The organism is Pseudomonas sp. P5_A2_2 (assembly GCF_054177685.1).
In genome coordinates, this window is the sequence record NZ_JBGCUL010000046.1 from 1 (window position 1) to 14,327 (window position 14,327).

At 60.0% G+C, this 14,327-nt stretch carries 15 protein-coding genes; 9 read left to right on the top strand and 6 right to left on the bottom strand.

Features of this window, described 5'->3' with window-relative positions; all coding sequences use genetic code 11:
* Positions 1–1,251: penicillin acylase family protein (locus ACXRVY_RS06600; protein WP_458237141.1), on the bottom strand; the 1,251-nt coding region annotated here is incomplete at its 3' end.
* Between the two features lie 103 nt (positions 1,252–1,354).
* Positions 1,355–1,936, bottom strand: a complete 582-nt coding sequence (locus tag ACXRVY_RS06605) for a DUF6436 domain-containing protein (protein WP_223456585.1) — start codon at positions 1,934–1,936, stop codon at positions 1,355–1,357.
* Positions 1,937–2,032: 96 nt separating this feature from the next.
* Here ACXRVY_RS06605 and bipL point away from each other — a divergent pair, with 96 nt between their 5' ends.
* Entirely contained in the window at positions 2,033–2,980 is a 948-nt protein-coding gene (gene bipL, locus ACXRVY_RS06610) for a phospholipase BipL (protein ID WP_223456588.1), read from the top strand.
* A gap of 145 nt (positions 2,981–3,125) precedes the next feature.
* Here bipL and ACXRVY_RS06615 read toward each other — a convergent pair whose 3' ends face one another.
* The gene (locus ACXRVY_RS06615; protein ID WP_223456590.1) at positions 3,126–3,878 is read right to left on the bottom strand and encodes a DUF2059 domain-containing protein; all 753 of its coding nucleotides are present in this window, start codon (positions 3,876–3,878) and stop codon (positions 3,126–3,128) included.
* 108 nt (positions 3,879–3,986) lie between these two features.
* Here ACXRVY_RS06615 and ACXRVY_RS06620 point away from each other — a divergent pair, with 108 nt between their 5' ends.
* Entirely contained in the window at positions 3,987–4,619 is a 633-nt protein-coding gene (locus tag ACXRVY_RS06620) for a 2OG-Fe(II) oxygenase (RefSeq protein WP_223456592.1), read from the top strand.
* Between the two features lie 2 nt (positions 4,620–4,621).
* Positions 4,622–5,107 (top strand): 2-thiouracil desulfurase family protein, encoded by a 486-nt coding sequence (locus tag ACXRVY_RS06625; protein ID WP_223456594.1) that lies wholly within the window; start codon positions 4,622–4,624, stop codon positions 5,105–5,107.
* A gap of 139 nt (positions 5,108–5,246) precedes the next feature.
* Here the strand turns inward: ACXRVY_RS06625 and ACXRVY_RS06630 are convergent, their stop codons facing one another.
* Positions 5,247–5,831, bottom strand: a complete 585-nt coding sequence (locus ACXRVY_RS06630; protein ID WP_223456597.1) for a transporter substrate-binding domain-containing protein — start codon at positions 5,829–5,831, stop codon at positions 5,247–5,249.
* A 135-nt stretch (positions 5,832–5,966) separates the two neighbouring features.
* Here ACXRVY_RS06630 and ACXRVY_RS06635 point away from each other — a divergent pair, with 135 nt between their 5' ends.
* A complete protein-coding gene (locus ACXRVY_RS06635) occupies positions 5,967–6,392 on the top strand; it encodes a DUF4399 domain-containing protein (protein WP_458237142.1) in 426 nt (141 codons plus the stop codon).
* A gap of 54 nt (positions 6,393–6,446) precedes the next feature.
* On the opposite strand, the gene serA is transcribed toward ACXRVY_RS06635, so the two are convergent.
* Entirely contained in the window at positions 6,447–7,676 is a 1,230-nt protein-coding gene (gene serA / locus ACXRVY_RS06640; RefSeq protein WP_223456601.1) for a phosphoglycerate dehydrogenase, read from the bottom strand.
* Positions 7,677–7,880: 204 nt separating this feature from the next.
* Here serA and ACXRVY_RS06645 point away from each other — a divergent pair, with 204 nt between their 5' ends.
* From ACXRVY_RS06645 to ACXRVY_RS06660, 4 genes are all read left to right on the top strand, one after another.
* Positions 7,881–9,275 carry an FAD-binding oxidoreductase gene (locus tag ACXRVY_RS06645; RefSeq protein ID WP_223456603.1) on the top strand — a complete coding sequence of 465 codons (1,395 nt, stop codon included), beginning with the start codon at positions 7,881–7,883 and terminating at the stop codon, positions 9,273–9,275.
* 39 nt (positions 9,276–9,314) lie between these two features.
* Positions 9,315–9,980, top strand: a complete 666-nt coding sequence (locus ACXRVY_RS06650) for a fumarylacetoacetate hydrolase family protein (RefSeq protein WP_223456605.1) — start codon at positions 9,315–9,317, stop codon at positions 9,978–9,980.
* A gap of 202 nt (positions 9,981–10,182) precedes the next feature.
* Complete coding sequence (locus tag ACXRVY_RS06655; protein ID WP_223456607.1) at positions 10,183–11,109, top strand: SdiA-regulated domain-containing protein; 927 nt, start codon at positions 10,183–10,185, stop codon at positions 11,107–11,109.
* 107 nt (positions 11,110–11,216) lie between these two features.
* Positions 11,217–12,134 (top strand): SdiA-regulated domain-containing protein, encoded by a 918-nt coding sequence (locus ACXRVY_RS06660; protein ID WP_223456609.1) that lies wholly within the window; start codon positions 11,217–11,219, stop codon positions 12,132–12,134.
* 146 nt (positions 12,135–12,280) lie between these two features.
* Here the strand turns inward: ACXRVY_RS06660 and rpiA are convergent, their stop codons facing one another.
* On the bottom strand, positions 12,281–12,955 hold the full coding sequence (gene rpiA / locus ACXRVY_RS06665) for a ribose-5-phosphate isomerase RpiA (protein WP_223456611.1): 675 nt from the start codon (positions 12,953–12,955) through the stop codon (positions 12,281–12,283).
* Positions 12,956–13,100: 145 nt separating this feature from the next.
* Here rpiA and ilvA point away from each other — a divergent pair.
* Positions 13,101–14,327: threonine ammonia-lyase, biosynthetic (gene ilvA / locus ACXRVY_RS06670; protein WP_458237143.1), on the top strand; the 1,227-nt coding region annotated here is incomplete at its 3' end.

The window sequence follows — 14,327 nt, forward strand, 5'->3', positions numbered from 1 at the left end:
GGCCTTGGCCAGGGTGTCGGCGCGATTGAGCTGGTAGAAGCCCTCCAGAATCGGATTCTGGCTTTCGAGAAACGCCCACCAAATGGCAATCGGCGTCTTGCCGACGCCGTTGCTCAGGGCATCGTTGACGATCGGGCCGTGGGGTGACTGGCGCAGCACCAGCGTGACCGGTGCCTGGCCCTTGACCGCGATCTGCTGCTCGCTGGTCGTCATGTCCACCCACTTGCCGCGATACCAGACCTGATTGGGGTTGTCCGGGTTGACCTTCTCGGCGATCAGGTCGAGGTCGTCGTTCTGGAACATGGTGATGCTCCAGCCGAAGTCGTGGTTCATGCCCAGGGAGGCGAACGGCATCAAGGCCTGATAGTGGCCGTAGAGTTCAAAGCCCGGAGCCGAGAGTTGCGCTTCGTACCACACCGACGGCGCGGAAAAACGGATATGCGGATCACCCGCCAGCAGCGGCTTGCCGCTTTGGGTCCGGCTGCCTGCGACGACCCAGGCGTTGCTGCCCTCGAACTGTGGCAGGCCGTTGTCGGCCAAGGCTTGTTCGCTCAGGCGGGCGAGGGCATTGAGGTCTTTCCAGTCGGCGCTGGCCAGGGAGGGTGCGGTCCCGTTGAGCACGCCTTTTGGCTGCCAGTCGAGATCGAAGATGTTCAGGTATCCGGGCCCCAGTTGATCGCGCACGAATGTCAGCAAGGGTTCGGTACGAAATGCGGCTGCAAAACTGTAGGCCATGTACCCGGCGATGCTGATGGTGTCCTGGGCCGTGAATGGACGTTTTGGAATGCCCAGCACGTCGAACTCCACGGGTTTTGCGTGACTGTCCTGATACTGGTTGATGCCGTCCAGATAGGCTTGCATGGCAATGAAGGCGGGCGACTGCTTGTCGAGATTCGCGAAGTAGGTTTCGGCGCGTTCGCGAATGCGCAGGCTGCGCATCAGTTTGTCGGTGTCGAGCAGTTTTGGCCCGAGCACTTCGGCCAATTCGCCACGGGCCAGGCGACGCAAGACTTCCATCTGGAACAGGCGGTCCTGGGCATGCACGTAGCCGAGGGCGCGGTACAGGTCGGTTTCGTTTTCGGCGTGGATGTGCGGGACGCCGCGCTCGTCGTAGCGCACGGTGACGGAGCCTTGCAGGTGTTGCAGTTCCACCATGCCCTGGCGTGACGGCTGCTTGCTGTAGAGGTACCCGCCGGCCCCGGCGGCCAGCACGACGATCAGCAGAGCGAGAGCGGTCAGGCTGCGTTTCATGGCGACTCCTTGTTGTTATTGTGATTCCTGGCGCCACTGTGTAACACGGCGCGCCGATATGGCGCATCGCCCGTAGGAGGGATTCGTATTACCAGGTCTTTGCCTACTTCGCTGGATCGACAGGCCACGGGCAGTAACAACCCACAGCCAATGTGTGCGTGGCACTCACTGCACGGCCTTCATCCAGCGCTTGCAGGATGGGTTCGATAAAACTGTTGCTCGAATTGCAGGTCAGGCCTTCGCTGTAGGGGCCGAAGTACGCCAGTTTGCCGCTGCGATCCCAGATCGCCACGGCCGGGCTGGCGGGGATCTGTTCGGAACCGGGCAGGATGTCGATGGTTTTGAGGCTGCTCAGGGTGCCCGGCAATTGGCCGTGGCTACCGGGTTTTTGCACGACATAGAATTCCACGCCATGGGGTACGTAGCGCTCGACCAGTTCGGTCAGGTGTTGTTGATTGCCGACATTGCACGGGCAGGCCGGGTCCCAGAAATGCACCAGGCGGATGGCGCCAGGGCCGGCGAGGGACTCGGGAAGGCGCAGCGGATCCCCCGAAAACATCGCCGTGTGCTCGCTGAACGCCCGCAGGTAACGCCCCTGGAACCAGTTGTAGGCCGCCCACAACATGCCGGCACACACCACGGCGAGCAGGCAGGCAAACAGGGTGGCGCGATAGGGCGAGCGCATCGGTTCAGTCCTCGAAGGTCGGCTAGCTTGCCATGCTTGCCGCGACAGAAGAATATCGCAGGCCTATAAAGTCCGTTTCACGTTCTGGAATCGTCCATGCCGGCTACTTTCGACCCTGATCTTCTACGCGCCAGCTTGCTGCCTCTGGCAGCCGGGCAGCCGTTGTCAGCACAGGCGCAGGCTTACCGGCGGTTCTACGGGCTGGATTTTGCGCAGCGTCAGGTGCGCAGTGGCCTTGGGCGGTTCGAGGTCGATGGTTATGAGCTGGTCAGCCAGTTCTGGTGGCCCGAGCGGGCGAAGGCGACGCTGTTTGTCATCCACGGTTTCTACGATCACACCGGGCTCTACCGGCATGTGATCGAGTGGGCGCTGGACCAGGGCTTTGCGGTGATTGCCTGCGACTTGCCGGGGCACGGCTTGTCCAGTGGCGAACGGGCGAGCATCAAGGACTTCGCCGAGTATCAGGACGCGTTGCAAGGGTTGTTCGGCGAGGCACAATCCCTCGACTTGCCGCAACCGTGGCACCTGTGTGGGCAGAGTACCGGCGGGGCGATCGTGATCGATCATGTGTTGAATGCGGGGGTGAGCAGCCCGGCGCAGGGTCAGGTGATTCTGCTGTCGCCGCTGGTGCGGCCGCGGGCGTGGGGTTGGTCGCAACTGAGTTACTACCTGCTCAAGCCTTTCGTCAAAGCCATCGCCCGGCGTTTCAGCGAGAACTCCAACGACCCGGCGTTTTTGCCGTTCCTGCAAGCAGATCCGTTGCAGCCGCTGCGCCTGCCGACAGCCTGGGTGGGCGCATTGGCACGCTGGATCAAGCGTATCGAAGCCGCACCCGCGAGCACGCGGCGGCCGCTGATCGTGCAGGGCCAGGCCGACATGACAGTGGATTGGGAGCACAACCTGGACGTTTTGCGGGGCAAGTTTGATCGGCCGCAGGTGCTGATGCTGCCCGAGGCACGGCATCATCTGGCGAATGAAACGTTGGTGATGCGGCAGGAGTATTTCGGGTTTTTGACCAGGCGGATCAAAGGGCACAATCTCTAGTGTCTGTTTTGGCCCCATCGCGAGCAAGCTCGCTCCCACAGGTTTTGCGGTGATCACAAATTTGTGGGGGGCGACTCAAAACACTGTGGGAGCGAGCTTGCTCCGGGCGGCGTTCCGACGATAGCGGTCTATAAGTTGGTGAGGATCACTGGGTCAGGTTCGAATTGCTCTGCCCCACCGCCAACCCCGCCCGAATTGCCGCTAGCGCCGCTTGATAATAAGCCTGGCCTTCCGCCGATTCGGCAAAGGTCGCGAACTCTTCCAGATCGTCGTCCGACAGGTCGCGATAGACATACAACAGCGTGTTGTTGAGGTCGCTGCCGATCTGGTCCATCAGGCGCTGACGTTGTCCGTTCAGCATGCCCTGTGCCTGACCGGCACCGAGCAGCCCGGGAATCATCGAGCTCAAGCTATCGGCGGCGACGCCAGCAATCGCCAGGCTGACTTCCGCGCCGGCCTCGCGTGCGGGCAGGGCTTGTGCCAAATGGCCGATGATCAGCATGCGGCTGTCGCTGGCCTGCATTTTCGGCAGACCCTTGGCGTTTTTTGCCAGTTGGTCGCGACGGGTCGCCAGTAGCTCGGCGGCGACGATTTTCTTGCCCAGGGGCGATTGGAAAAACGTCAGCGCGGGTTTGGGGTTGGCGAGGTTCTTGCGCAATTGCGCTTCGGCGCGCCGGTCCATGGCCTGGGCGGAAAATCGCTGATTGCTGTTATTGACCAGTGCCTGAAACACCGCTGGAGGCAGGCTGCCCTGATAGCGTTGCTGAGCAGCCGAGAGGGCGTCGCTGAAATGCGCGCGTTGTTCCGGCCAGCCGGCGACCTTGTACAACTGGTCGTGGCTGTCTGCCCAGGCGGGCAATACGCAGAACATCAGCAGTGATAAAAGCAAACGGCGCATAGGGACTCCAGTCAGCAGGCGACTATTCTCCGTGCGGCATCCGTACTTGTCGAGAATTCGTATCAGTCCGCTGCGCGGCTCTGTCGGATTTCCGGGTACAGGAATACTATGCGCGGCATGCAAATATCCTCTGATCACCCGCTGCTGTTACGAATCGTCGACGATCTGGCCGAGCACGGTTGGTCGCAGCAGAATATTTTCCTGCCTCTGGATCTGACCCAGGCGCTGGCGGCCGAGTGTCGCAAGCGTGCTGTCGAGGGTGAGCTGGCTCCGGCCGCCGTGGGTCGTGGGCCGTCATCGGAGATCCGCGAAGGGATTCGTGGCGACCATATCCAGTGGATCGACCCCGGCCAGGCCGAGGCTTGCGACAGCTACCTGAACTTGATGGACAGCCTGCGCGAGGCGATCAATCGCGGTCTGTTTCTCGGCCTGGAGGATTTCGAAAGCCATTTTGCGATGTACCCGCCCGGTGCCTTTTACTTGAAGCATGTCGACCGCTTTCGCGATGACGACCGGCGCATGGTTTCGGCGGTGGTTTACCTCAATGACGGTTGGCTTCCCGAGCACGGCGGCCAATTGCGCATGTACCTCGACAATGATCGCGTCCAAGACGTGCAACCTATCGGCGGCTGCCTGGTGGTGTTTCTCTCCGCAGAGGTTCCCCACGAAGTCCTGCCCGCGACCCGGGATCGCCTGTCGCTGACCGGCTGGTTCCGCCGGCGCGGTAACGAGCCGTTCTGATCATGCAGAAAATTCTCGTCAGTCGCTGCCTGTTGGGCCACCGGGTTCGTTACGACGGCGGGGCCAGCGGGCCGTTCGATCCGCTTGCGCAGTGGCTTGATGAAGGTCGGGTCGTACCCTTGTGCCCAGAGGTCGCCGGCGGCTTGCCGACGCCACGGGCAGCGGCGGAAATTCCGGGCGGGCAGGGCGCGCAAGTGCTCGACGGCCAGGCGCTGGTGATCACTACCGAGGGCGAGGATGTCAGTGCGCAGTTTTTGTCGGGGGCGTATCAGGCACTTGAGCTGGTCCGCAAACATGGCATCCGCATCGCCATCCTCAAGGCCAACAGCCCGTCCTGCGGCAATCTGCTGACCTATGACGGGACATTCAGTGGTGTGAAGGTCAGTGGCGAGGGCGTGACGGCGGCGTTGCTCAGGCGCCATGGGGTGCAGGTGTTCAGTGAGCTGGAGTTGTCGCAAGTGGCGCTGACGTTGGCAGCACTCGATTAACGAGCGACACAAGACACTGTGGGAGCGAGCTTGCTCGCGATGAGGCCAGCCCAGTCAACATTGATGTTGAATGTCAGGCCGCCATCGCGAGCAGGCTCGCTCCTACAGGATCAGCTTTCACTTCAGACCTGCAACAACCTCAAGGCTTCGGCACTTCGCCCGCATCCGCCCCCAACCACTTCTGCTCCAGCGCTTGCAGTCGCCCGTCATCCTTGATCCGCTGCAACGCGTTTTCCAGGCTGGCATGGAACGCCGGATTACCTTTCTGAAACGGAATCGCCAGGCTCACGGCCGGGTTGGTTTTAGGCTTTTCTTCTGTCAGCGACTGCACCAGCAGAATGGAGCGCGGTTCTTCTTTTTGCGCGATCAACTGCGCATGGGTTTGAACGTAAGGTTCGCTGAAGTCGAAACGATCCTGGAGGTCCGGGGTCACTGCTATGTGGTTGATGGCGATGTCGTATTTGCCACTTTCGACGCCAGTCAGCAGATCGCTGCCGTCGGTGACGACAAAGTCGGCCCGGACATCGAGTTCACTTGCCAGCAGTTGGCCCAGTTCGACTTCGAAACCGGTGAGTTTGTCGTCATCCTTGAAATTGAATGGCGGGGTGTTGGCTTCAACGGCAATGCGCAATTCGCCGCGGTCGTTGACGTCATCTATCAATTCGGCGTGAGCCAAAGGGCTCAAAAGGGGTAGCAGGCAGATCAGGCCAGGCAGAAAGCGCATGGTCACTCCTTTGAATTTTTATCGCGGACCCTCTGATTCAGGCTCGCTTTGCTATGGTTGTCGAGTGCCTTCGACAACGAATGGCCATGAAGTTGTCATGGTCACGCGAATTTTACGGAAAAACTGGAGAAGAGAATGAAAACCTTTAAGTCACGTGCTGCTTTGGCTGGCCTGTTGATGGGTGTTTCRGTGCTGGCCAGTGCTGCAACGCCGGCTCCGAAAGGCGCCGAAGTGTCCATTGTTTCTCCCAAGGACGGTKCGACGATTCCACAGACCGTCGTCGTCAAGTTCGCGGTCGAGAACATTGCCTTGGCACCGGCGGGCGATACCACCAAGAACACCGGTCATCACCACGTGCTGATCGACGTCGATGAGCTGCCAGCCGCCGGTGCGCCGATCCCCAAGGATGCCAACCACCTGCATTTCGGCGGTGCGCAGACCCAGGCTGAAATAACGCTCACGCCAGGCAAACATACCCTGCAGCTTGAACTGGGCGATAGCAACCACATGCCGTTCGAGCCACCGATCGTTTCCGAGAAGATTACCGTCAATGTGAAATAAAAAAGGGAGCCCCTTCGCAGGGGCTCCCTTTTTTACAGTTGCAAGCTTCAAGCTTTAGAACAACACCCGGCTACGGATGGTGCCGTTGACGTGTTGCAGCTTCTCTTGCGCCAGGTCCGAGTACTCGGCGTCGACGTCGATTACCACATAGCCGACCTTCTCGTTGGTCTGCAGGAACTGACCGGAGATGTTGATGCCGTTTTCGGCGAAGACCTTGTTGATCTCGCTCATCACACCCGGGATGTTCTCGTGGATGTGCAGCAGGCGGTGCTTGCCAGGGTGAGCCGGCAGGGCCACTTCCGGGAAGTTCACGGACGATACCGAAGTACCGTTGTCGCTGTACTTGACCAGTTTTTCCGCCACTTCCAGACCGATGTTGGCCTGGGCTTCAGCGGTGGAACCACCGATGTGCGGAGTCAGGATCACGTTGTCCAGGCCACGCAGCGGGCTTTCGAACTCTTCGTCGTTGGAGCGTGGCTCCACCGGGAACACGTCGATGGCTGCGCCGATCAGGTGCTTGTCCTTGATCGCGTCCGCCAGGGCGTCCAGTTCGACCACGGTGCCGCGGGCGGCGTTGATCAGGATGCCGCCTTTCTTGATCGCGCGGATTTCTTTCTCGCCCATCATCCACTGGGTGGCGGCGGTTTCCGGTACGTGCAGCGAAACGATGTCGGACATCGCCAGCAGCTCGTGCAGCTTGCCTACCTGAGTAGCGTTACCCAATGGCAGCTTGGTGATGGTGTCGTAAAAGTACACCTGCATCCCCAGGCCTTCCGCCAGGACCGACAGTTGAGTACCGATCGAGCCGTAACCGACGATGCCCAGCTTCTTGCCGCGGATTTCGAAGGAGTTGGCTGCGCTCTTGATCCAGCCGCCACGGTGGCAGGAAGCGTTCTTCTCAGGGATGCCGCGCAACAGCAGGATCGCTTCGGCCAGCACCAGCTCCGCAACGGAACGGGTGTTGGAGTACGGCGCGTTGAACACTGCGATGCCGCGTTCGCGGGCAGCGTCCAGGTCGACCTGGTTGGTGCCGATGCAGAAACACCCTACAGCCACGAGCTTCTTCGCGTGATCGAAGATCTCTTCGGTCAGTTGAGTGCGGGAGCGAATGCCGATGAAGTGAGCATCAGCGATCTTTTCCTTGAGCTGGGCTTCCGGCAGAGAACCTGTGAGGTACTCGATGCTGGTGTAGCCCGCCGCCTTGAGGACGTCGACAGCCGATTGGTGGACGCCTTCGAGAAGAAGGAACTTGATCTTGCTCTTATCGAGAGAAGTCTTGCTCATCTGCGTAAACCTGTATCCCGGAGAAAAATGGCAGGAGATAGCCAGCAGACGCTGACCCGGACGGCACGACAGCCGTCACCGCAGAACAGCCCTTGGGCACTATCCTGCGGGGTCGGTATGCTAGCATATGCGCCCCGCTAAACACTCATTCCTGCGACGTGAAGCGTTCTCAGGATGACCATGAATTGTTCGAGAGTTCTGTCGATGACCAATCCTGCCCTGATTGATGAGCTGAAGACACTGGTTGAGCCTGGCAAGGTGCTGACCGATGCCGACTCCCTGAATGCTTACGGAAAGGATTGGACCAAGCATTTCGCCCCGGCCCCGACCGCCATCGTGTTCCCCAAAACCACCGAGCAGGTCCAGGCCATTGTCCTGTGGGCCAATAAACACAAGGTGGCGCTGGTGCCGTCCGGCGGTCGTACCGGGTTGTCCGCCGCTGCCGTGGCGGCCAATGGCGAAGTGGTCGTGTCCTTCGACTACATGAACCAGATCCTCGACGTGAACCTCACTGACCGCACCGCCGTTTGTCAGCCGGGCGTGGTTACCGAGCATCTGCAGAACGTGGCCGAAGAAAAAGGGCTGTACTACCCGGTAGACTTCGCTTCGGCAGGATCGAGCCAGATTGGCGGCAATATCGGCACCAATGCCGGCGGGATCAAGGTGATTCGCTACGGCATGACCCGTAACTGGGTTGCTGGCATGAAAGTGGTCACCGGCAAGGGCGACGTGCTGGAACTGAACCGCGACCTGATCAAGAACGCCACCGGCTACGACATGCGTCAGCTGTTCATTGGCGCCGAAGGCACCCTCGGTTTCGTGGTCGAAGCGACCATGCGCCTGGATCGCGCGCCGAAAAACCTCACCGCGATGGTCCTCGGTACCGCCGATTTCGACTCGATCATGCCGGTGCTGCACGCCTTCCAGAGCAAGCTTGACCTGACCGCCTTCGAATTCTTCTCCGACAAGGCCCTGGCCAAAGTCATGGGCCGTGGCGATGTCCCGGCGCCGTTCGAAACCGACTGCCCGTTCTACGCGCTGCTGGAATTCGAAGCGACCACCGAAGATGTAGCCAACCACGCCCTGGAAACCTTCGAGCACTGCGTCGAGCAGGGCTGGGTGCTGGACGGCGTGATGAGCCAGAGCGAAACCCAGCTGCAAAACCTGTGGAAACTGCGCGAATACATCTCCGAAACCATTTCCCACTGGACGCCGTACAAGAACGACATCTCGGTCACCGTGTCGAAAGTCCCGGCGTTCCTGAAGGAAATCGACGCGATCGTCGGCGAACACTACCCGGACTTCGAAATCGTCTGGTTCGGCCACATCGGCGACGGCAACCTGCACTTGAACATCCTCAAGCCGGATACCCTGAGCAAGGACGAGTTCTTCGCCAAGTGCGCCACCGTCAACAAGTGGGTGTTCGAAACCGTCGAGAAGTACAACGGTTCGATTTCCGCCGAGCATGGCGTGGGCATGACCAAGCGTGACTACTTGACCTACAGCCGCTCCCCGGTCGAGATCGAGTACATGAAAGCGGTCAAGGCAGTGTTCGACCCGAACGGCATCATGAACCCGGGCAAGATCTTCGCGGTTTGATCTGCAATTTTTAAGCATCCATGAAGGCAGGAGTCGGTAATGAGCTATCAGCACCAGTATGTCGACGGTACGCGTATTCATTTCCCGTTGGGGAAAGTGGTGTGCATCGGCCGTAACTACGCCGAACACGCCAAGGAACTGGATAACCCGGTACCGACCGAGCCACTGCTGTTCATCAAGCCAGGCAGTTGTGTTGTGCCGCTGGAAGGCGGTTTCAGCATTCCGACCGAGCGCGGCTCGGTGCATTACGAAGCGGAAATCGCGGTCTTGATCGGCAAGCCGTTGTCGACCAGGCCGAGCCGTGAAGAAGTGCTCGACGCCATCTCCGGTTTCGCCCCGGCCCTGGACCTGACCCTGCGCGACAAGCAGGCCGAGCTGAAATCCAAGGGCCTGCCCTGGGAAATCGCCAAGTCCTTCGACGGTGCGGCAGTGATTGCTCCGTTTGTGTCCGGCAGCACGTTTGCCGATCTGACCGACATCGGCATTCGCCTGACCATCAACGGTGAAGTGCGCCAGGACGGCAACAGCAGTGCAATGCTCAACCCGATCGTGCCGATGATCCAGCACATGGCCGGCTGCTTCTCGTTGCAAGCCGGTGATGTGATTCTGACTGGCACACCAGTGGGCGTCGGTCCGCTGAATGTCGGTGATGAGATCGTTCTGGAGCTGCCGGGCGCGAGCCGCTTCATCAGCAGCGTCCGCTAGTCCAGGCACTGCCAAACCCTGTGGGAGCAAGCTCGCTCCCACAGTAGTATTTGGTGGGTTGAAGTCCAGATTCCACACAGCTCCACCCTGTCATTTCCCGTTTTTTTCACATCCGGTCTGGATAATTTCAGGGCTGTTGGCCTCTGAGCCGACCCTAAATTGTGCTATTACCCCTAGCCTGAATTTCTGGAACGCATCCCTGATGGCCACTCCTCCGCTTTCCACGTTGAAACCTGCCCGCCGCTCACGCTTCGCCCTGCGTTGGCAAATCTGGCTACTGCTGGTGGTCGTTGTCGCCTACGGCGTTGCATTTGCCATGCACTGGGATGCGCGGGGCGTGCTCTGGGTGAAAGAGCAATTGAAAAGCCCGGCCGAGCGTCAGGCGAGCATCTGGCTTCCGGACTACCGGGCGGTGATCGATGCCAAGCCGTTGCCGGGCATGGAGAAGGACGAAGCATCGGACCTGGCCTACGACCCCCAGACCAAGACCCTGTTTTCGGTCATGGGCAAGAACCCGTTTCTGGTCGAGTTGAACTTGCAGGGCGATGTGCTGCGCAAAATGCCGTTGGTCGGCTGGAGCAACCCTGAGGGCGTCACCGTGCTGGGCGACGGCCGACTGGCGATTGTCGATGAGCGCGAGCACCTGATAGCCATCGTCAAGGTCGATGCCGATACCCGCGAGCTGAACATCGCCGACTTCCCGAAATACGACCTCGGGCCTTCCAAAGATCAGAACAAGGCTTTCGAGGGGGTCACCTGGGATTCGCATAATCAGCAACTGGTGCTGGGCGAAGAGCGCCCGCCGGCATTGTTTACCTGGAAAGGTGACGGCCAGGTCCTGACCGGCGACAAGCTGAAACTGGCCAGTCATGCACTGGACATGCGCAACCTGTCGGCACTGGCCATCGACCCGCGGACTGGCCACATGCTGGTGCTGTCCGCCGAATCGCACCTGTTGCTGGAGCTGGACAAGAAGGGTGAGCAGGTCAGTTTCATTACTTTGCTGCGTGGCTTCAACGGCCTGAAAAATACCATTCCCCGTGCCGAAGGCGTGGCCATGGATGAAGCGGGCACGCTGTACATGGTGAGTGAGCCGAACCTGTTCTATCGCTTCGAAAAACAGAAGTAACCAGCGCCAGCGCTGATTGTCTGTACGTAAAAGGCCAGCGGCCATTAAGCTGCAGTTCAGACAGGCGTGATATTTCATCCGCCTGTATTGACCCTGAGCCCACCCGAATGCGTCGATTTGCCCGCCTCAAATCCCTGATTCTGATCCTGTCGATGGTCTCGCTGATCGCCTTGATTGCGCTCGGCCAATACCAGCGCCTGTTCGAGCGTGCCTGGTTCAATCTGCATACGCTGTGGCAACCGGTGAGTTCCCGATCCATGGGGCTGGACCAATATCAGGTCGTGACCGAGGCGCAGGTGATTGATGGCCAGGTTGAAAACGTTTCAGCATTGACCTACGACCCGGTGCGCAAAAGCCTGTTCACCGTTACCAATAAGCGAAGCGAGTTGATCGAGTTGTCCCTCGACGGCAGGATCTTGCGCCGTGTGGCACTGGTCGGTTTCGGGGATCCGGAGGCGGTGGAGTTCATCAGCGAGAACACCTACGTGGTCACTGACGAAAGCCAGCAGCGGCTGATCAAGATTCGTCTGGAGCAGGGCACCACCTTCGTCGATGCGGCAGACGCCGAGCAGATGACCGTTGGCGTACACATGGGCGACAACAAGGGCTTCGAGGGTTTGGCTTACGATTCGGTGGGCAAGCGCCTGTTCGTCGCCAAGGAGCGCGACCCGATGCTGATCTACGAGGTGTACGGTTTTCCGCGATTCAATCCTGAAGAATCCTGGTCGGTGCACGTAGTCAACGACCCCAAGCGTGATGCCGGGATGTTTGTGCGGGACCTGTCGGGTTTGCAATACGACGAGCGCAGCGGGCATTTGTTGGCGCTGTCCGATGAGTCCCGGTTGATTCTGGAACTGGATGTGGACGGGCGTCCGTTGAGCACGATGTCCCTGAGCAAGAGACAACAGGGTCTGCAAAAAGCCGTGCCGCAAGCGGAGGGGATCGCCATGGACGACGACGGTACGCTGTACCTCGTCAGCGAGCCAAACCTGTTTTACGTTTTCAAGAAACCCACGCAACTCTAACCAACACCACAAAACACTGTGGGAGCGAGCTTGCTCGCGATAGCGGCGTATCAGTCAAAATAGATTTCAACTGGCCGTCAGCAATCGCGAGCAAGCTCGCTCCCACAGGTTTTTTCATCTGCCCACAAAAATGTGGACGGTCTTAGTTATTCAGCGCGCAGGGTTTTTACACCTTCGCTGGTACCCAGCAACAACAGATCCGCCGGACGCGCCGCGAACAAACCATTGGTGACCACGCCGACGATCGCATTGATCTGCGTCTCCAGCTCCACCGGATTGGTGATCTGCATGTTGAACACGTCAAGGATGATGTTGCCGTTGTCGGTCAGTACGCCTTCGCGGTAAACCGGGTCGCCGCCGAGCTTCACCAGCTCGCGGGCCACGTGGCTGCGGGCCATCGGGATCACTTCCACCGGCAACGGGAAAGTACCGAGGACCGGCACCAGTTTGCTGGCGTCGGCGATGCAGATGAAGGTCTTGGCCACGGCCGCGACAATCTTCTCGCGGGTCAGGGCGGCGCCACCGCCCTTGATCAGGTTCAGGTGCTCGTCGCTTTCATCGGCGCCGTCGACGTAGAACTCCAGGTCGCTGACGGTGTTCAGTTCGTACACCGGAATCCCGTGGCCCTTGAGGCGCGCGGCGGTGGCTTCGGAACTGGCGACGGCGCCGTCGAATGCGCCTTTGTGCCGGGCCAGGGCATCGATGAAGCAGTTGGCGGTGGAGCCGGTGCCGACCCCGACGATGCTCTTGTCGTCGAGTTTCGGAAGGATGAAGTCGACGGCGGCCTGAGCCACTGCCTGTTTGAGTTGATCCTGGTTCATGCGGGCTCCGGGGTGCCGAGGAGGGAACGAAAGGCCGGCATTATAGCCCCATGTCTGGCTAAAACCTCTGTATTCGTGTGGTCGTACAGTTGAAAGCCGGGTTAGACTCCATGGTCCTGCCCAACCCGCTCAGTGATGCTTTCCGATGCTTGAACAGTACGTCAAAAAGATCCTCACCTCGCGCGTTTATGACGTTGCCGTAGAAACCCCGTTGCAGTCTGCTCGCCAGCTCTCCGAGCGGCTGGGCAACAGCATTTGGCTCAAGCGCGAAGACTTGCAGCCGGTGTTCTCGTTCAAGATTCGCGGCGCCTACAACAAGTTGACCCAGTTGAGCGAAGAAGAGCGCGCTCGCGGCGTGGTCACCGCGTCGGCGGGCAACCATGCCCAAGGCCTGGCTCTGGCGGCGAAGGTGTTGGGCGTGAAAGCGACCATCGTCATGCCCAAGACCACCCCGGAGATCAAGGTCGAAGGCGTGCGCTCCCGTGGCGGCAAGGTGGTGCTGCACGGCGATTCGTTCCCGGAAGCCCTGGCTTACTCGCTGAAACTGGTCGACGAAAAAGGCTATGTCTACATTCACCCATACGACGATCCCCATACCATTGCCGGGCAGGGCACCGTGGCGATGGAAATTCTGCGCCAACACCCGCAACCACTGGACGCGATTTTCGTCCCGGTGGGCGGCGGCGGCCTGATTGCCGGCATCGCGGCGTACGTGAAGTATCTGCGCCCGGACATCAAGATCATCGGCGTCGAACCGGATGACTCCAATTGCCTGCAAGCCGCCATGGCGGCGGGCGAGCGTGTGGTGCTGCCGACCGTGGGCCTCTTCGCCGACGGCGTTGCGGTGGCCCAGATCGGTCAGCACACCTTCGACATCTGCAAAGACCATGTCGATGAGGTGATCACCGTCAGCACCGACGAAATCTGCGCCGCCATCAAGGATATCTACGACGATACCCGCTCGATCACCGAACCTGCAGGCGCCTTGGGCGTGGCCGGGATCAAGAAATATGTCGAGCAGCGCGGCGTCAGCGGCCAGACCTTCGTGGCCATCGACTCCGGGGCCAACGTCAACTTCGACCGCCTGCGCCACGTTGCCGAGCGTGCGGAGCTGGGCGAGGGCCGCGAAGCCATCATCGCCGTGACCATTCCCGAAAAGCCGGGCAGCTTCAAGGCGTTCTGCGAGGCTATCGGCAAGCGCCAGATCACCGAATTCAACTACCGCTACAACACCGGCAGCGAAGCGCACATCTTCGTCGGTGTGCAGACGCACCCGGAAAGCGACCCGCGCAGTGCGTTGATCGCCAGTCTGAGCGAGCAGGGTTTCCCGGTGCTGGACCTGACCGACAACGAACTGGCCAAGCTGCACATC